Genomic DNA, 17,309 nt, shown 5'->3' on the forward strand with positions numbered 1-17,309 from the left:
ATGACCTGGTTCATCGACCGGCGTCTTAACGGCAAAAACAAGAGTACGGTTAACCGCCAGCGTTTCTTGCGCCGTTATAAATCGCAAATAAAGCAGTCGATCTCCGAGGCGATCAACAAGCGTTCGGTGACCGACGTCGAGAGCGGCGAGTCCGTCTCTATTCCTTCAGAAGATATTAGCGAACCGATGTTCCACCAGGGGCGCGGCGGACTGCGCAACCGCGTGCATCCTGGTAACGATCACTTTGTGCAAAATGACCGCATCGAACGTCCGCAGGGCGGCGGTGGCGGAGGGGGCAGCGGCCAGGGCCAGGCCAGTCAGGATGGCGAAGGTCAGGATGAGTTCGTCTTTCAAATCTCAAAAGATGAGTATCTTGATCTGCTGTTTGAAGATTTGGCGTTGCCGAACCTGAAAAAGAACCAGCATCGACAGCTAAACGAGTATAAAACGCACCGTGCAGGTTTCACGGCTAACGGCGTACCTGCCAACATCAGCGTCGTGCGCTCGCTGCAAAACTCGCTTGCACGGCGCACGGCGATGACGGCGGGTAAACGTCGTGAGCTTCGGGCGCTGGAAGAGGATCTCTCTAGCGTAGCTAATAGCGAGCCGGCGCAGCTGCTGGAAGAGGAGCGCCTGCGCAAAGAGATAGCGGAGCTGCGGGCCAAGATTGAGCGTGTGCCCTTTATCGACACTTTCGACCTGCGCTACAAAAACTACGAGAAGCGACCAGAGCCTTCCAGTCAGGCGGTAATGTTCTGTCTGATGGACGTCTCCGGCTCGATGGATCAGTCGACCAAGGATATGGCGAAGCGTTTCTATATCCTGCTCTATCTCTTCCTGAGCAGAACCTATAAGAACGTGGAGGTGGTCTATATCCGCCATCATACCCAGGCCAAGGAGGTGGACGAGCATGAGTTCTTCTACTCGCAGGAGACCGGTGGGACCATTGTCTCCAGCGCGCTGAAGCTGATGGATGAGGTGGTGAAGGAGCGTTACGATCCGGCGCAGTGGAACATCTATGCCGCACAGGCGTCGGACGGCGATAACTGGGCCGATGATTCACCGCTATGTCATGAGATTCTGGCGAAGAAAATTTTGCCAGTGGTGCGCTACTATAGCTACATCGAGATTACTCGCCGGGCGCATCAGACCTTATGGCGTGAGTACGAGCACCTGCAGGCGACGTTTGAGAACTTTGCAATGCAGCATATTCGTGACCAGGAAGATATTTACCCGGTATTCCGCGAGCTGTTCCATAAGCAGACGTCCGATTCTCACAGCTAACATCTACCTAGCCGGTAAAGCGATTTACCGGCTTCCCTCACCCCATCCGCTCAAGAACAAACACCGACGCCACCAGCACGGCGACGATAGCTAAAAAGGAGGAGGCAATAATAAGCGTCTCGGTCAGCATCGGATCGTTCATTTTGTCGTCTCTTTTCTGCGCGATACAGCATTCATAATAGAGCGACATGAACATTCAATGACAGCCAAACTGATTTTAAGTGAAACTTTTAAGAACTTTCGTAGCGGGGTGAAAAAGTTCTGCTGCCACACGGAGATGGGGTAAAGTAAGCGGGCTTATATTTCTGCCTGGAACCATCTTTTATGTTCGATACCACTCTGTTTATTCTGCTCGGGCTGACTGCCCTCGGATTTATTAGTCACAACACCACGGTTGCCGTGTCGATCATGGTGTTGATTATGATCCGCATGACCCCGCTGAACGTCTATTTTCCATGGATTGAAAAACAGGGTCTGACCATCGGAATTATCATTCTCACCATTGGCGTGATGGCCCCCATCGCCAGCGGTACGCTTCCGCCCTCCACCCTACTGCACTCCTTTGTAAACTGGAAATCGCTGATCGCCATTGCGGTAGGGATCTTTGTCTCATGGCTTGGCGGGCGCGGCGTGGCGCTAATGAGCGCCCAGCCCTCGCTGGTGGCCGGGCTGCTGGTGGGTACGGTGTTGGGCGTGGCCCTGTTCCGGGGCGTTCCGGTTGGGCCACTGATTGCGGCAGGGCTGGTGTCGCTGCTACTTGGCCGCCAGTAGGCTGCGACGCTGCCAGCGCTTAACCGAGTGCTCCAGCAAGGTACAGAGCAGGTAGTAGACCAGCCCGGTAAAGATAAACAGCGCTGCCGGGTAGACCTGCACGCGATTGTTAACCTGCCCTGCAACGGTGGTCAGCTCCGGAACGTTGACGATAAACGCCAGCGATGTGTCCTTTAGCAGAGCAATCAGCAGCCCCACGTATGAAGGGAGCGCGTTGCGCAGCGCCTGCGGGAGCAGCACCCAGCGCAGCAGTTGTAAACTGCTGAAGCCTCCTGCCAGTGCCGCCTCATGTTGTCCCTTTGGCAGGGAGCCGATGGCGGCGAGCGTGGAGTACATCACCGAGGCGGAAGTGAACCACGCCAGTGCCAGGGTCACGTTCACCGCACCTGGCAGATCGGCCCCGGTCAGCATGGGCAGTAAAAACCACAGCCAGAAGATAACGAAGATCAACGGAATGCCGCGAATGATCTCCGCCCAGGCAAATAGCACGCGGCGCGGCCAGCCCTTAAAGCGCCAGGCGTAGCAAGCCAGCGCGATCCCTCCAGGAAAAGCCAGCAGCGCCGCTCCGAGAGTCATTAGCACCGACAGCAGTACCCCGCCCGGCTCCCCCTGGGCAGCACGACCCAGCAGCAGATAGTCCAGATTATCGGTAATCACCGTAATATTAGCGATCATTCTGCACCTCCCTGCGCATCAGCGCCCTCTCCTGTCGCCCCGCACGCCACCACATGGGAGCGTTGAACAGCAGGCTCATCACCAGCCCCAGCAGCAGATAGAGCACGCTGCCGACGGCAAACGCCTCCAGGGCATGGGCGTTATAGCTCTCAATCTGTCGGGTCTGATAGGTCAGCTCGGCAAAACCAATCCCGGTTGCCAGTGAGGAGAGCTTCATCAGGTTCAGATATTGCCCTACCACCGGCTGCCAGGCGTTGCGTAAACCCTGGGGCAGCAGTACCCAGCGAAACAGCGCCAGCTCGCTAAACCCCTGCGATTTAGCCGCCTCAATCTGCCCCTTCGGCACGGCATGCAGTCCGGCCTGGATCTCCTCTACCAGAAAGGCGGCGGTGAAGAGACCCAGCGCCCAGGCAGAGCTAAGAAACTCCGGCGTAAACCACCAGACGTCCCCTGGCAAGATGCTGAAGGCGTGATCGTCATTAACATACTGGCGAAAGCTCAGCGGCAGCAGATTCCAGGCGGCAAAGTACCAGAACAGCAGCTGGACCAACAGCGGCGTATTACGGAACAGCGACACCCATACCGCCACCACTCCGCGTCCCAGCGCCCCCCCTGCCAGCCTGAGAGCCAGCAGCAGCACGGTCAGCACCGTTGCCAGCACAATGCCGACAACGGTTACCCAGATTGTGGTGAGAAAGCCAGAGAGGATCCACTGCGCAGGCTGGCCGGTAAGCACCCCGGCCCAGTCGAGATGGATATTCATTACAACTCCCTGTTTTCGGCGTGCAGTGGGTTGAGAACCTTTTGCAGGAAGCGCTGCGCTCGGGGATGCTGCGGGGCGGTAAAGAACTGTTCCGGAGCAGCCTGCTCAAGGATCTCGCCGCCGTCGATAAAGATCACCCGATCGGCAATCTCGCGGGCAAACTGCATCTCATGAGTCACCACAATAAGCGTCATGCCGCTATGCGCCAGACTGCGCATGACCTGTAACACTTCACCGATCGTCTCAGGATCGAGCGCCGAGGTCGGCTCGTCAAACAGGATGATGTGCGGCCTGGCGGCCAGCGTGCGGGCGATTGCCACCCGCTGCTGCTGGCCGCCGGAGAGCTGGGATGGGAGGTGGTACGCCTTATCGCGCAATCCAACCCGCTCCAGCAGCGCCAGCGCTGTCCCCTCTGCTTCACGCTGCGACTGGCCATGTACTTTGGTTAGCGCAAGGGTGATGTTATCCAGCGCATTAAGATGAGCGTAGAGGTTGAACTGCTGGAAGACGAAGCCTACATGGCGGCGCAGTTCGCGCAGCGCCTTGCCTTTCAGGGTGCTGGTGGGTTGGCCGTCAACGTAGATTTCGCCTCCGCTCACCGTCTCAAGCTGGTTGATCAGGCGGATCAGGGTCGATTTACCCGAGCCGGAAGGCCCGCAAACGGCAAGCACCTCTCCGGCGCGAACCTGGAGATCGATCTGCTTTAAGACCTGATGATCGCCATAGCGTTTACTGACCTGACGGAACTCGACCGTGCCTTCCTGCACGGAAAACGCCTCCGTGGCGCTGGCCACAGAGGCGGAGAAAATACCAGCAAACATATCACTTCGCTTCTATTTTAAAGCTGCGCGGCTGGGGCGTTTTGGTCTGCGGACCAAACCAGGCATCGTAAATATTAGCCGCTTCGCCACTCTGCTCAAGCTTCACCAGCTCATCGTTCACCGCATTCAACAGCGCCGTTTCGCCTTTGGTTACGCCAACGCCAATCTCCTCTTTAGAGAGCAGATCCGGCAAAATTTTGAATTTCGCTTTATCCGGTGCTTCCGCCAACAGGCCCGCCAGAATGGTGCTGTCCTGAGTGATCGCCTGTACGTTGCCGTTACGCAGCGCGGTCAGGGCCAGCGGGATATCGTCATAGGCCAGCACGCGTGCCTGCGGGAAGCGCTGATGCAGCGCCTGCTCGCCGGTAGTACCTTTCACCGCGCCGATACGCGACTTGCTGTAGGCGTCCAGCTTATCCGCGCCGTCTGCCGCAACCAGGAACTGCTGGCCAGTAACAAAGTACGGCGTGGAGAAGTCGATAACCTGCGCACGCTCTGGCGTAATAGTGATGTCAGCAACAATCAGGTCTACCTTGCCGGACTGCAGCAGCGGAATACGATTCGCCGGGTTGGTGGCGACCAGCTCCAGCTTTACGCCGAGGCTTTTGGCCAACGCTTTAGCGAAGTCAACGTCATAGCCCACAATGTCATGGGTTTTAGGATCGACCGCGCCAAACGGCGGGTTTGCATCAAAGGTTGCGACCTTCACCACGCCAGCCGATTTGATATCGGCCAGCTTGTCAGCGTGAGCGCCAAATGAGAGCGTTGACAGAAGCGCCAGTGTGGAGAACGTCCAGGCTTTTTTAGTCTGTGTAAAAGTTGCCATGCTTAATCCCTGTTATCCCTTGTTATAAGTATTAAGCGCTACGTTCACATAAGCTTTAGCATCAGACAAATATCAAAAAGTGCATTACATATCCATAAATAGAATAAGGCTATACAGGCTTAAGATATTCAGAGTCCACCCGCTGCTTTAATCGCAGCAAAAAAGCGTTATCCTGTCAGCAACGTATTCAACCTGAGAAAACAATGACTAGCCAGACCTCCTCCGGCCGCAAGCAGGGACTGCTGCTGATTGCCGGGATCTTAATGATTGCCACCACCCTGCGGGTCACCTTTACCGGTGCCGCCCCGCTGCTGGATGCCATTCGCGCCGACTACAATTTGACCACTGCGCAAACGGGACTGCTGACAACCCTGCCGCTGCTGGCCTTTGCCCTTATCTCTCCGCTGGCAGCCGGTGCTGCCCGCCGTTTTGGCATGGAGCGCAGTCTCGCCACTGCTCTGATCCTTATCTGTTCAGGCATAGCCCTGCGATCGCTGCCGTCCTCAGCGCTGTTGTTTATCGGTACGGCGGCTATCGGCTGCGGGATTGCGCTGGGTAACGTGCTGCTGCCCGGCCTGATTAAACGCGACTTTCCCGGTCAGGTTGCAAAGCTAACCGGGGCCTATTCGCTGACGATGGGGGCCGCTGCGGCACTGGGTTCAGCGCTGGTTGTTCCCCTGGCATTGCACGGGTTTGGCTGGCGGGGTGCACTGCTGATGCTGATGGCTTTCCCGCTTCTTGCTCTGCTGCTGTGGCTTCCCCAGACCGGTCGTCGGGCGGCAAGCAGCATGACCCAGGCGGGCAGCCTGCAAAACCGAGGGATCTGGCGATCGGCCCTTGCCTGGCAGGTAACGCTGTTCTTAGGCATCAACTCGCTGATTTACTACGTGATTATCGGCTGGCTGCCAGCGATCCTGCTAAGTCTGGGCTACAGCGAAACCCAGGCGGGATCCCTTCACGGCCTGCTACAGCTGGCAACCGCCGCGCCGGGTATTGCTATTCCGCTGATCCTCCACCGTTTGCGCGATCAGCGCAGCATCGCCGCCATGGTGGCGCTGATGTGCGCCGTAAGCGCCGCCGGGCTATGGCTGGCTCCCACCCATGCGGTGCTGTGGACGGTCATTTTTGGCTTCGGATCGGGAGCAACAATGATCCTCGGTCTCACCTTTATTGGCCTGCGTGCCAGCTCGGCGCATCAGGCGGCGGCCCTCTCCGGCATGGCGCAATCGGTAGGCTACCTGCTGGCGGCGTTTGGCCCGCCGCTGATGGGTAAGATCCACGACGCCAGCGGCGACTGGCATATTCCACTCATCGCCTGCGCTCTGCTCTCGGTAGTGATGGCCGCGTTTGGCATCTTTGCCGGACGCGATCGCGAGATCGACGCCCGGTAAGCCAACAGTTAATTGCTGGCGACGCGCAGCAGGGCATGAACCAGCGGAGCCGGACGTCCGCTCAGCGCAGCGCGCTCATGCTGGAACAGGGTCATAACATAGAACGGGTGCGTGACCAGCTCAACGGCACGTACCTCGCCCTCTTCATCCCAGCCGGTGACCCGAAGATCGCCCTTATCCAGCTCGGCGGCAAACTCCGGCGATACCCCATAGTTACAGTGATAGCCTTCATCAATGGTATCTTTGCCGTAGGCCCGAGCGATCAGCGTATTGGGGCGCAGCTCGATAGTGCCGGTCTGCTCTACTAGCGAACAGGCCAGCGGCGTCACCACCATGCGGCCCTCGCTATCCGTTTCGGCGTGGGCCGCATCGTTCCAGCCCATGACGTTGCGGGCATACTCGATCAGCGCATGTTGAAATCCGCCGCAGGTGCCGAGAAATGGCACGCCGTTCTCACGGGCGTAGCGAATGGCGGTAAACGCCCCCTCCGCACTTTTGTAGGGGCTGGCAGGCACCACCCAGATGGCGTCATAGCCTACTAAATCGTCTGCGCTGGCGATCTCATCGGTTGCCAGCCAGTCATAATCGGCAGTGAGTTCCTGCACGGCAGCGGCGTCATCAATAGCCAGAGGGATAGCCTGATGTGCAATAACGTCAGGGTTATAGTCGCCGACGAGGGCAATACGCAGCGTTTCTTTTGGGGGAGTGTGTTCCATGCAGGGAGTCCTTATGTCAGGGGCAAATTACGGATAACATAAGGAACCTCAGACTACCGATCTTTTACTGATATCACAATACCTTAAAATGGGTGGGTGATGCCGATTAGCACCACTCGCGGGCATCGGCCTCTTCCGGCTGTGAATCAGGCAGAAGCGGCATCAGGTGCTCGGCGCGAACGAACACAAACCCTTGCTGGCCGTCAAAGGCTATAACATCCCCCGTCACCAGCCATAGCGCTCGCGGGGCAGTAACCGGCATATCTGTCATTACGCCATTAACCGGGTTGAGGAAACGCTCTCCCGGCTGGCACAGCGCAAACAGCTCCACGGATTTACCAATATTGCGGCGTCCAGCTGGAGTTTGTGCGCCAATAATCATTGCCAGGCTGCCCGGTTTTAACTGAAACATAGCTCTCTCGTTCACAGAAAATAGAATTTGCGATTAGGATAATTCCTAAGTGAAATTTTACTCTGAGAAATAGGTTATTGTCACGACAGTAATTCATAGCCGCGCTCAAAATCCCTACTATTTTTTGTGCATGAGAAAACATGATATATGAATCTACTGCATTTCATGTTTAACTGTACAGATAGTCCAAATATTCACCATAACGTATAAGGGGTTATTGCCTTTATACGGGAGTAAAAGATAGTCATGTCAGATATTATTCTGGCTCGCGTCTCGGAAACACTCGCAAGCGAACAAACCGTTGAAAGCCTGGTTCGCCAGCTGCTGGAGATGCTTGAGCTGGTGACCGAGATGGAGTCAACCTACCTGACCAAAATCGATATTGACGCCCGCCTGCAACATATTCTGTATGCCCGGAACAGCAAACAGATGAATATTCCCGAAGGGTTCTCTGTTCCCTGGGGTGACACGCTTTGCAAGCGCGCGCTGGATGATGAATGCTTTTTCAGCAATAACGTTGCTGAACTCTGGGGCGACTGTGCCCCTGCCCGTGCGCTGGGCATCAAAACTTATCTCAGCACACCTGTACATCTTGCCGACGGGACACTGTACGGCACGCTTTGTGCTGCCAGCGCCGAAACCCATGTGCTAAGCGTGCGGGCAAATCAGGTTCTACAGCTCTTTGCCGGACTCATTTCCCAGGCGATCCAGAAGGAGTCGCTGGTGGCACAGCTGCGTGAAGCCAACGCGGCGCTGATTGCTCACTCCTACACCGACGCCCTCACCGGCCTGCCAAACCGACGGGCGATCTTTGATAACCTCACCACTCTCTTCTCGCTGGCGCGCCATCTGGAGGTGCCGGTGATCATCGCCTTTATCGATCTCGATAACTTTAAGTCCATTAACGACAGCTTTGGCCATGACGTTGGCGATCTGTTTCTGGTTCAGGTGGGTCAACGGATCATGCGCCAGTGCGACGGTAACGACATGGCTGGAAGACTGGGCGGCGATGAGTTTATGCTTGCCTGCCCTGGCAGCGCAGGGGGAAAAAGCGATGAAACTTACCTTAATGAACTTAAGGCACGCTTGAGTGGGCATATCACCGGCAACTATACCCTGGGGGATGTACGTATCTATTATCCCGGTGCCAGTATTGGTATTGTAGAGGTTGACCCAACGCAGACCGACGCCGATACTGCCCTGCGCATGGCCGATGTTGCCATGTACCAGGAGAAAAAAAGTCGGCAAAAAAGCCCCGTTATTCGTCTGGATTAATATCTTACGGCATCAGCGTTAATCAATTATTTGAACGATCTTCTGGAGGAAGACGTGAAAAAAACAACCGTGATTATGCTTATTGTAGCAATTGTTGTCGTTGCCGGTACGCAGTTGGGATGGTGGTAACGCCCCCCTCGTTAATTACCGACTGATATCGTCTGCTGCTTTTAAAATGCAGACGATATATTCTGTACCTCGCACTCACCTTTCTCACGTGCTGTTACTCCCATAACATCATTTATGTTGCATAAAAGCTTTGACGCGTGGCTGATATGTTAATTTGGTGTTACAAATAATATTACAGTGAAAATTATATTAAGGGTTCAGATCATAATCTGAGCAGGAGCTCATAGATGTTCAGCGGACTCAACAAGAACGAAACAAAAAGATTGGCGGCGCTTGCTCTCTTACGTAAGCAAGATAAAGCGAGAGACACCGCCCTTGGCGAGTTTGCTACTCTGGCAAGCGATATCATGGGGGTCAGCAGCTGCTTCGTCACCATTTTTGACGACCAGCATCAATATATTAAATATGTCAAGAATGTCCCTCGGCTGCAGGTAAAATTACCGATCCCTGAAACCATGTGTCAATATGCCGTTGCCAGCGCCGAACCGGTTATCTGCCACGATACCCGTACCGATAGCCGCTTTGCCAATCACGCCCTGGTCAATAGTGGACTGGTGATTTTTTATGCCGCTGCTCCTCTGCAAACAAAAGATGGATTTGTACTGGGCACGCTGTGCGTAAGCCATGCTCAAACAATCTTCCCAACGTCTGAACAGATTGAAAACTTCCTGCGTATTGCCGCCCTTGCCAGTACTTATCTGGAAGCATGGTACTCGCTGGGCCGCATCGACGGCCTGACCGGGCTGCCCAACCGCCAGTTCCTGCTGAAAGAGATGGAGAAGCTGGTGCTCGATCAAAACACGCAGTGCTGGTCATTGATCCTTTTGGACTGTATTGATATGCCCCGTGCTTATGAGCTGGCGCGCTATCTGGGTGTGCCCGAAGTAGAGAAGATGCTACGCGGTTTTGGTCCGCTGCTACGTCTGCGCTTGAAGCTGCCCGCACGGATGACGCTGTTTGCCTTCGCCCCTGGCCGTTACGCCTTGCTGGTTAATGCCGATTATGCGCAAACGCTGATCCAAAAGGCAGCCTCCCTGCCGGATATCGAGGCGCAGATCCGCGGCGATATCGATATTCAGCTCAAGGTGCATACCGGCTACGTCAACTTCAGACCGCAGGATGACGATCCGCATGAGATCCTCCGTCAGGCGATCAGCGCCCTGCACGAGGCGATGCGCCAGCAAATTCCACTTCTTGCGTTCGATCCGATCCTCGATCAGAAACGCAATAACCACTTCCGCCTGCTGCACGATCTTAGCGAGGCGATTAAAGCGAAAGATCAGCTCTATTTGGTCTACCAGCCAAAAATTTCCCTGCATACCGGGCTGACGGAGGGCTGCGAAGCGCTGCTTCGCTGGCATCATCCGGTACAGGGCAACGTGCCCCCCTCCACCATTGTTCAGCTTGCAGAGAAGACCAGCCTGATGACGGACATCACCCATTGGGTGATTAAGACCGTGATTTCCCAGCTTCAGGCATGGCGTAGGGATGGGATTGGCCTACCTATTTCGATTAACGTCACGGTGAGTGACTTCTCGCGCCAGGGCTTTGCCGACGAGCTGGAGAAAAAGCTTATTCGTGCGGGGCTGACCGCAGCGGATTTGCGCATCGAATGCCTGGAGACCGAGAAAGTGCTGGAAAGCGATGAGGCGCTGTACGAGCTGGGCCAGCTGAAAAAGAAGGGCTTCAAAATTCTATTGGATGATTTCGGTGCGGGCTACAGCAATATCAGCTATCTGCGACGCATTCCCATAGACATTATCAAGCTTGATCGTTCGCTCATTAGCCAAATTGTCGCCGACTCCGATAGCCGTATTATCGCCCGCAACGTCATCATGATGCTAAAGGAACTGAACTATCTGGTGCTTGCAGAAGGGATTGAAGATCGTCAAACAGCCATGATGCTGAAGGCGTATGGCTGCGACGAGGCGCAGGGGTACTACTTCTCCAGGCCAATTCCTGCCGCGGAGATCCCGGCCTGGCTGGCAAACGGCAGCGCGGTGGATAAATTACCCGGCCTGCTGCGCAATGGTACCTGTTAGCGTTTGCTCAGCGCCAGCTTAGCGGCGAAGAGAATAAACAGCGTGCCGGTGGTGCGATCCATCCAGCGCATCACCGCGCTGCGTTTCAGGAAACGACCGAGCGGGCGCGTCGCCAGAATCAGTACCGTAGACCAGGTCTGCCCCAGCACCACATGAATTGCCACCAGCCCAAAGGTCCAGGCAATTAACGGCTGGCCGTGGGGAATAAACTGCGGCAAAAAGGAGACGTAGAAAACGCCCATTTTAGGGTTCAATAGATTACCCAGCAGCCCCTCCATAAAGCCGCTCTGCTTCGCTTTTGGCGCATTGCCCTCCGCCGCGGCGGTTAACCCACCCCCGCGGCTCAGCAGCATGTTTACCCCCAGCCAGCAGAGGTATGCCGCGCCGCAGTATTTCAAAATTGAGTAGGCCAGTTCAGAGACGGCGATCAACGCTCCGAGACCAAACGCCACCATTGCTCCCCAGATAAAGCAGCCGGCATTGATACCCAGCGCCACTTTAAACGCCTGCGCCCGGCTCTCCACCGAGGCGGTACGCAACACCAGAGCGGTATCCAGACCTGGCGTCAGGGTAAGCAGCGCGGCAGCCAGCGTAAACGCCAGCAGGGAGTCATAAATGGTCACGGGGTTTCTCCAGAGTTATGTAAAAGATACCGAATCATACTTTACGTCAGGCGAGTCACGTCTATACTTTTTTCATTGTAAATGCCCGGCAGCTATCGTGAAGACTCTGCCATTAGGCATACACTATTTTTGGTAGTTTTTACTTCATTGAATTGGTTTAAACTCCCCGTCACTTAACCGAAAGGACGCAACAATGAATGTATCAAGCAGAACGGTAGTCTTGCTGAACGTGTTAGCCGCAGCGGGTCTCTTTCTGACACTCTCTTCTAAGTACAACTGGTTTTGACACTGTTTAAGACCGGGTTGTCATAGGTAATAAAAACGGGAACTGACTGGCTCCCGTTTTACTTTATTGATTAACCGATAAGCTTCAAGTCGCCCTTTCGATTATTTTTCTGATTTTGATAGAAATTTTCGTGCGAGCCGATGCTGAGCAGGTATAGCTCCAGCTTACCCTTGACCCAACTATACCCCAGAAGCACCTGCTGTTTATTCAGCTGAAATTTATGAACCCAGAGAAAACTGAGGTCGCCTCTCTTCTGCTCGCCTATAGCTGGGTTATCAATGATTTTATCGATTTCATCCTCCACTACCTTCAGTAAGGTGGCAGGAAGTTTATCCAGTGCTTTTTCGAAACGGCGACTCTGGTAAACATCAATCTTTTGAACGCCCTGTCCTTCTGGCATATCGCGTTACCTTCTGGTTTTTAAATTCGCTTTGCGCCAGCAGGGTTTCACTGATAAAGCTATAGGGAAGGTCGGGGTTATCCTCCGCAATCCGCCCTATTTTTGCCCAATGCTCAATTTGCCTGGGAACGCTGCGGTTTGCTGCTTCAGCATGAATCTTTACGTCGCTAACGAAGTCGTCGTCTAAACGAATGCTTATGGCCATATCACCTGTCTCCCGGATTTAATCACCTTGCGTGGAAAATTTGTATGCAAAGCGTGCGCAAGTCAATATGCGACATTTTGTCGCATTATGCAATCTTTACGCTACGGTGATGAGAAGGAAGATTCATCTGGCTCACGTTTTATAGCAGTATCTTACCGTTCCCCAGTAATCCGATTTCCCATCCGTAACTTTTCTCCAGCCAGCGCGTTCCAGCTCTTTGGATATCAGTTTGTTCATGATGCCGTGCCCCATGCTGAGAACGCGATCGTGTTCATCGGCCAGCGCCCTCAGGCGATCCGCGACTTTTTTAGCTCTCTGTTTCGCATCAGAGTAAGACTCACTGTTCGACGAAGCGCCTGCCAGCCAGAGCAGCCTGAAGAGTATCAGCCACAGTGATGGCGACAGTTTAATCGCCGGTACGTTGAAGATGGGCAGTTGAGCCTCGCTCAGCTCATGTAAAATAAGATCCGGCTTCACGCCCAGGGTCTCAAGGGAGGAAATTGCCCGAGGAAGCGGACTGCTGACGATGAGATTACTGCTTTGACACGCCGCGTTGGCCGCAGACCCTGGCGAGCCAGAAATATGGGACGCATCGTATGCCGACACCCACTCTCCCATGCCCGCCGTACTGACGCTGCCAGACTTCTTCAAATCGGGTTTGCCATGCCTTACTAACGTAATCTCCATTGCGGATAATTTCCCTCTGATTATCAAACAGACTCAACAAATCAGCAGATTAGCACCTTTGCCAGCAACATGTCTCCGGAACCCGGTTGTTTTCAACTACGCTTCTTAATTAAGATTTTAATCTTGCTCAGGAGAGCGCAATGCCGCCATTAACGTCTGCTCGTCATTCCGACTTAAAACGATCTCTAACAGCCACCGTTCCACTTGGCATCGGTATGATGGCGGCGATTGATGAGGTGGTATTTCATCAGATCCTCGCCTGGCATCACTTTTTTGACTGGGGCACGCCGGCGTTTAGCCTGCTATCAGATGGGCTGCTGCACTCTGCTGAGCTGATCTTATTTGTGCTCGGCTTTTTTATGTTTTTCAATCTTTACCGTCGCGGTGTGCTTAACCGGACAGCAGCATGGGCGGGCTTCGTTTTTGGCATGGGCGGTTTTCAGCTGTTCGACGGCATTGTCGATCACAAGCTGCTCAGGCTGCATCAGATCCGCTACGTTGAAAACGTTCTGCTCTACGACCTTATTTGGAACGGATTTGCCCTGCTGCTACTGTTTGTAGGCTATCTGATACTTCGCCGCGCGCGACGTACGGCAAGGGGCTAAGCCGTGGAGCCGATGATGCACCATCCAGAAGGCGTACCTTCTTTCGCGCTGTTCATTCTACTGGTGATTGTTCCTCTGGTGCTGCTCTGCTTCTATCTCTTCGCCGCCGTCCGTATACGCCGTACCGCTCGCTGGAGCGGCTGGCGCATCGCCAGCTTTACCGCTGGAACCCTGTTGATCGTGGCCGCCATGCTGCCGCCTCTGGCAGGCTGGGCGCATCACGATCTGCGCGGCCATATGTTGCAGCATCTGTTTTTAGGGATGTTTGGGCCGCTTGGACTGGTATTTGGCGCACCGGGTTCCCTTTTGCTACGCAGCGTTCCAGCCCGAACGGCTCGCGGCATTATGAACTTGCTCCGTATTCGCCCGATACGTTTTCTGATCCACCCGGTTACCGCGGCGTTTCTGGATATAGGCGGGATGTACCTGCTCTACCTCACTCCCTTTTACGCGTTGAGCATGGGCGATTCCGTGCTGTTTGTGTTCCTGCATCTGCATTTTGTCCTCTCCGGCTACCTGTTTACCTGGTCCGTCGCCGGGCCGGATCCTGCTCCCCATCGCCCATCGAGAAACGTCCGGCTGATAGTGATTTTCTTAGCTACCGCCGCGCACGCGATTCTCGGCAAGCTAATGTACGGCTATGGATATCCGCAAGGAACCTCGGCCAGCCTTGAAGAGATTCAGGCGGCCGCGCAGTGGATGTATTACGGCGGCGATCTTGCCGAGTTTCTCATTATCATCGGCTTCTTTGCGGCCTGGTTCCGGCAGCGCAGCACGTTGCCTTACGCGCTGAAGAGTTATTAGCGGCAATAAAAACGGGAGCACACTGGCTCCCGTTGTCATCTAATCCAGAGTCTGGATTACATGTTTTCGATGATCGCGTCACCAAACTCTGAGCATTTCAGCAGCTTAGCGCCGTCCATCAGACGTTCAAAGTCATAGGTCACGGTTTTGTTGTTAATCGCGCCTTCCATGCCTTTAACGATCAGGTCTGCGGCTTCGAACCACTCCATGTGACGGAGCATCATCTCTGCGGAGAGGATGATTGAGCCTGGGTTTACTTTGTCCTGGCCTGCGTATTTTGGTGCAGTACCGTGGGTTGCTTCGAACAGCGCGCATTCGTCGCCAATGTTCGCGCCCGGTGCGATACCGATCCCGCCAACCTGGGCTGCCAGGGCGTCGGAGATGTAGTCACCATTGAGGTTCATACAGGCAATCACGTCGTACTCGGCCGGACGCAGCAGGATCTGCTGCAGGAACGCATCGGCGATCACATCTTTAATGATGATCTCTTTGCCGGTGTTCGGGTTTTTAATCTTCTGCCACGGGCCGCCGTCGATCAGTTCACCGCCGAACTCTTCCTGTGCCAGCTGGTAGCCCCAGTCTTTGAACGCGCCTTCGGTGAACTTCATGATGTTGCCTTTGTGCACCAGAGTCACGGAGTCACGGTCGTTAGTGATCGCATACTCAATGGCAGCGCGCACCAGACGTTTGGTACCCTCTTCCGAGCACGGCTTAATGCCGATACCGCAATGTTCCGGGAAGCGAATCTTCTTCACGCCCATCTCTTCGCGCAGGAATTTAATCACTTTTTCAGCGTCAGCGCTGTCGGCTTTCCACTCGATACCGGCGTAGATGTCTTCTGAGTTTTCACGGAAGATCACCATGTCGGTCAGCTCCGGGTGTTTAACCGGGCTTGGCGTCCCCTGGTAGTAACGTACCGGACGCAGGCAGACGTAGAGGTCAAGCTCCTGACGCAGGGCAACGTTCAGAGAACGAATACCGCCGCCGACTGGGGTAGTCAACGGACCTTTGATTGCTACACGATACTCACGGATCAGATCCAGGGTCTCAGTCGGCAGCCAGACGTCCTGGCCATACACCTGGGTCGATTTCTCACCGGTATAAATTTCCATCCAGGAAATTTTACGCTCACCGTTGTAGGCCTTTTGCACGGCGGCATCGACCACCTTGATCATCGGCGGCGTCACGTCCACACCGATACCATCACCTTCGATAAACGGGATGATCGGATTGTTAGGCACGTTCAGCTTGCCGTCTTGCAGGGTGATCTTACTACCTTCCGCCGGAACAACTACTTTGCTTTCCATTCACCTCTCCTTCGAGTTCGAGCGTGTTTTCGTTCTGCTGTTTTGTTAATAAATTGTAATGGGCCTGTCAATACTAACTGATTGTTGGCTGGCATGAAAGGCGCAAGTTATTCCGCTATAATGCGACAATTGTTAATATCTGAAAATACCATGCGCAAAACTTCTTTTAGAGATCACCGGGTTAAGCGATTCAGCTCACAACAACCCACTCACCGCAGCGGCAAAAACCACCCAAAACGTGTGATTTTGTTCAATAAACCCTACGATGTGTTGCCGCAGTTTACCGACGAGGCCGGACGCAGCACGCTGAAAGATTTTATTCCTGTTACCGACGTTTACGCCGCTGGCCGTCTCGATCGTGATAGCGAAGGGCTGCTGGTGCTGACCAACGACGGTGCATTGCAGGCGCGGCTGACGCAGCCGGGCAAGCGTACCGGGAAGATCTACTACGTCCAGGTTGAGGGCGAACCCGGCGAAGAGGCGCTGGCGGCGCTGCGCACCGGGGTGACGCTTAACGATGGTCCTACCCTGCCCGCTGGCGTCGAGCTGGTCAGCGAGCCAGAGTGGCTCTGGCCACGCAACCCGCCGATCCGCGAGCGTAAGTCCATTCCTACCGCCTGGCTGAAAATCACTCTTTATGAAGGGCGTAATCGCCAGGTCAGACGCATGACCGCGCACGTCGGTTTTCCCACGCTGCGCCTGATCCGTTACGCTATGGGGAATTACACGCTGGAAAATCTCGCTAACGGTGAGTGGCGAGATATTGCTGAATAAGGAAGAGAGTATGTTTAAACCGCACGTTACCGTTGCCTGCATTGTTCATGCCCAGGGAAAGTTTCTCGTTGTTGAAGAGACCATTAACGACAAGGCGCTCTGGAACCAGCCTGCCGGACATCTGGAGGCAAACGAGACGCTGGTGCAGGCTGCCGCGCGTGAGCTGTGGGAAGAGACCGGCATTGATGCCGTGCCCCAGCATTTCATCCGCATGCACCAGTGGATTGCGCCGGATAACACCCCCTTCCTGCGCTTTCTGTTTGCCATTGAGCTTAACGAAACGTGCGCTACCTGGCCTAACGATGGCGATATCGATCGCTGCCTGTGGGTGAGTGCCGATGAGATTTTAACCGCTTCCAACCTGCGCTCACCGCTGGTAGCCGAGAGCATCCGCTGTTACCAAAGCGGGCAGCGCTATCCGCTAGAACTGATCGGTGAATTTAACTGGCCTTTTACAAGTGATGCCTGAGACGCGCTTGCATGCTAGAATACGCCGCCTTGAAGTTTAATGTC

The 17,309-nt window shown here is 54.7% G+C and carries 22 protein-coding genes; 10 read left to right on the forward strand and 12 right to left on the reverse strand.

What is annotated here, in order from left to right; all coding sequences use genetic code 11:
- Positions 1 to 1,284: a YeaH/YhbH family protein gene (locus RTN40_RS11000; RefSeq protein WP_312228487.1), complete on the forward strand. Its 1,284-nt coding sequence runs from the start codon at positions 1 to 3 to the stop codon at positions 1,282 to 1,284.
- 37 nt (positions 1,285 to 1,321) lie between these two features.
- Here RTN40_RS11000 and yoaI read toward each other — a convergent pair whose 3' ends face one another.
- Complete coding sequence (gene yoaI / locus RTN40_RS11005) at positions 1,322 to 1,426, reverse strand: small membrane protein YoaI (protein ID WP_312228488.1); 105 nt, start codon at positions 1,424 to 1,426, stop codon at positions 1,322 to 1,324.
- A 182-nt stretch (positions 1,427 to 1,608) separates the two neighbouring features.
- On the opposite strand from yoaI, the gene RTN40_RS11010 reads away from it, so the two are divergent.
- Positions 1,609 to 2,055: a DUF441 domain-containing protein gene (locus tag RTN40_RS11010; RefSeq protein ID WP_103821151.1), complete on the forward strand. Its 447-nt coding sequence runs from the start codon at positions 1,609 to 1,611 to the stop codon at positions 2,053 to 2,055.
- Here the strand turns inward: RTN40_RS11010 and RTN40_RS11015 are convergent.
- The 4 genes from RTN40_RS11015 to RTN40_RS11030 are packed head-to-tail and all read right to left on the reverse strand — an operon-like array spanning position 2,038 to position 5,140.
- Complete coding sequence (locus tag RTN40_RS11015; RefSeq protein ID WP_312228489.1) at positions 2,038 to 2,730, reverse strand: ABC transporter permease subunit; 693 nt, start codon at positions 2,728 to 2,730, stop codon at positions 2,038 to 2,040. The genes RTN40_RS11010 and RTN40_RS11015 overlap by 18 nt on opposite strands.
- The gene (locus RTN40_RS11020) at positions 2,720 to 3,493 is read right to left on the reverse strand and encodes an amino acid ABC transporter permease (protein WP_312228490.1); all 774 of its coding nucleotides are present in this window, start codon (positions 3,491 to 3,493) and stop codon (positions 2,720 to 2,722) included. The genes RTN40_RS11015 and RTN40_RS11020 overlap by 11 nt, the downstream gene beginning before the upstream one ends.
- The gene (locus tag RTN40_RS11025; RefSeq protein WP_312228491.1) at positions 3,493 to 4,314 is read right to left on the reverse strand and encodes an amino acid ABC transporter ATP-binding protein; all 822 of its coding nucleotides are present in this window, start codon (positions 4,312 to 4,314) and stop codon (positions 3,493 to 3,495) included. Before RTN40_RS11025 ends, RTN40_RS11020 begins: the two co-directional genes overlap by 1 nt.
- 1 nt (position 4,315) lies before the next feature.
- On the reverse strand, positions 4,316 to 5,140 hold the full coding sequence (locus RTN40_RS11030) for an ABC transporter substrate-binding protein (RefSeq protein ID WP_312228492.1): 825 nt from the start codon (positions 5,138 to 5,140) through the stop codon (positions 4,316 to 4,318).
- Between the two features lie 203 nt (positions 5,141 to 5,343).
- Between RTN40_RS11030 and RTN40_RS11035 the strand changes: the two genes are divergently transcribed.
- Positions 5,344 to 6,531 carry a CynX/NimT family MFS transporter gene (locus RTN40_RS11035; protein ID WP_312228493.1) on the forward strand — a complete coding sequence of 396 codons (1,188 nt, stop codon included), beginning with the start codon at positions 5,344 to 5,346 and terminating at the stop codon, positions 6,529 to 6,531.
- Positions 6,532 to 6,539: 8 nt separating this feature from the next.
- Here RTN40_RS11035 and RTN40_RS11040 read toward each other — a convergent pair whose 3' ends face one another.
- On the reverse strand, positions 6,540 to 7,247 hold the full coding sequence (locus RTN40_RS11040) for a CTP synthase (protein ID WP_312228494.1): 708 nt from the start codon (positions 7,245 to 7,247) through the stop codon (positions 6,540 to 6,542).
- Between the two features lie 106 nt (positions 7,248 to 7,353).
- Positions 7,354 to 7,659 carry a hypothetical protein gene (locus RTN40_RS11045; protein WP_312228495.1) on the reverse strand — a complete coding sequence of 102 codons (306 nt, stop codon included), beginning with the start codon at positions 7,657 to 7,659 and terminating at the stop codon, positions 7,354 to 7,356.
- A gap of 246 nt (positions 7,660 to 7,905) precedes the next feature.
- Here RTN40_RS11045 and RTN40_RS11050 point away from each other — a divergent pair, with 246 nt between their 5' ends.
- Positions 7,906 to 8,934, forward strand: coding sequence for a sensor domain-containing diguanylate cyclase (locus tag RTN40_RS11050; RefSeq protein ID WP_312228496.1), 1,029 nt, complete (start codon positions 7,906 to 7,908; stop codon positions 8,932 to 8,934).
- A gap of 356 nt (positions 8,935 to 9,290) precedes the next feature.
- The gene (locus RTN40_RS11055; RefSeq protein ID WP_312228497.1) at positions 9,291 to 11,105 is read left to right on the forward strand and encodes a sensor domain-containing phosphodiesterase; all 1,815 of its coding nucleotides are present in this window, start codon (positions 9,291 to 9,293) and stop codon (positions 11,103 to 11,105) included.
- On the opposite strand, the gene RTN40_RS11060 is transcribed toward RTN40_RS11055, so the two are convergent.
- Positions 11,102 to 11,728, reverse strand: coding sequence for a LysE family translocator (locus RTN40_RS11060; protein WP_312228498.1), 627 nt, complete (start codon positions 11,726 to 11,728; stop codon positions 11,102 to 11,104). The genes RTN40_RS11055 and RTN40_RS11060 overlap by 4 nt on opposite strands.
- A 193-nt stretch (positions 11,729 to 11,921) precedes the next feature.
- Between RTN40_RS11060 and yncL the strand changes: the two genes are divergently transcribed.
- Positions 11,922 to 12,014, forward strand: a complete 93-nt coding sequence (gene yncL / locus RTN40_RS11065) for a stress response membrane protein YncL (protein ID WP_103821162.1) — start codon at positions 11,922 to 11,924, stop codon at positions 12,012 to 12,014.
- Positions 12,015 to 12,084: 70 nt separating this feature from the next.
- On the opposite strand, the gene RTN40_RS11070 is transcribed toward yncL, so the two are convergent.
- The 3 genes from RTN40_RS11070 to RTN40_RS11080 form a co-directional block, all read right to left on the reverse strand.
- Complete coding sequence (locus RTN40_RS11070) at positions 12,085 to 12,414, reverse strand: type II toxin-antitoxin system RelE/ParE family toxin (RefSeq protein ID WP_312228499.1); 330 nt, start codon at positions 12,412 to 12,414, stop codon at positions 12,085 to 12,087.
- A complete protein-coding gene (locus RTN40_RS11075) occupies positions 12,383 to 12,619 on the reverse strand; it encodes a TA system antitoxin ParD family protein (RefSeq protein ID WP_312228500.1) in 237 nt (78 codons plus the stop codon). Before RTN40_RS11075 ends, RTN40_RS11070 begins: the two co-directional genes overlap by 32 nt.
- 132 nt (positions 12,620 to 12,751) lie before the next feature.
- On the reverse strand, positions 12,752 to 13,306 hold the full coding sequence (locus RTN40_RS11080; RefSeq protein WP_312228501.1) for a histidine phosphatase family protein: 555 nt from the start codon (positions 13,304 to 13,306) through the stop codon (positions 12,752 to 12,754).
- A gap of 140 nt (positions 13,307 to 13,446) precedes the next feature.
- On the opposite strand from RTN40_RS11080, the gene RTN40_RS11085 reads away from it, so the two are divergent.
- Together RTN40_RS11085 and RTN40_RS11090 are read left to right on the forward strand one after the other, a co-directional pair.
- Positions 13,447 to 13,911: a DUF2243 domain-containing protein gene (locus tag RTN40_RS11085; protein WP_312228502.1), complete on the forward strand. Its 465-nt coding sequence runs from the start codon at positions 13,447 to 13,449 to the stop codon at positions 13,909 to 13,911.
- Between the two features lie 15 nt (positions 13,912 to 13,926).
- Positions 13,927 to 14,715, forward strand: coding sequence for a cytochrome c oxidase assembly protein (locus RTN40_RS11090; protein ID WP_312228503.1), 789 nt, complete (start codon positions 13,927 to 13,929; stop codon positions 14,713 to 14,715).
- A 56-nt stretch (positions 14,716 to 14,771) separates the two neighbouring features.
- Here the strand turns inward: RTN40_RS11090 and icd are convergent, their stop codons facing one another.
- Complete coding sequence (gene icd / locus RTN40_RS11095) at positions 14,772 to 16,022, reverse strand: NADP-dependent isocitrate dehydrogenase (RefSeq protein ID WP_144812267.1); 1,251 nt, start codon at positions 16,020 to 16,022, stop codon at positions 14,772 to 14,774.
- Between the two features lie 120 nt (positions 16,023 to 16,142).
- Between icd and rluE the strand changes: the two genes are divergently transcribed.
- On the forward strand, positions 16,143 to 16,796 hold the full coding sequence (gene rluE / locus RTN40_RS11100; protein ID WP_312228504.1) for a 23S rRNA pseudouridine(2457) synthase RluE: 654 nt from the start codon (positions 16,143 to 16,145) through the stop codon (positions 16,794 to 16,796).
- A gap of 10 nt (positions 16,797 to 16,806) precedes the next feature.
- Positions 16,807 to 17,265 carry an NUDIX hydrolase gene (locus RTN40_RS11105; RefSeq protein WP_312228505.1) on the forward strand — a complete coding sequence of 153 codons (459 nt, stop codon included), beginning with the start codon at positions 16,807 to 16,809 and terminating at the stop codon, positions 17,263 to 17,265.
- Positions 17,266 to 17,309 lie beyond the last annotated feature (44 nt).

It is taken from the genome of Pseudescherichia sp. (assembly GCF_031987975.1).
GTDB lineage: Bacteria > Pseudomonadota > Gammaproteobacteria > Enterobacterales > Enterobacteriaceae > Pseudescherichia.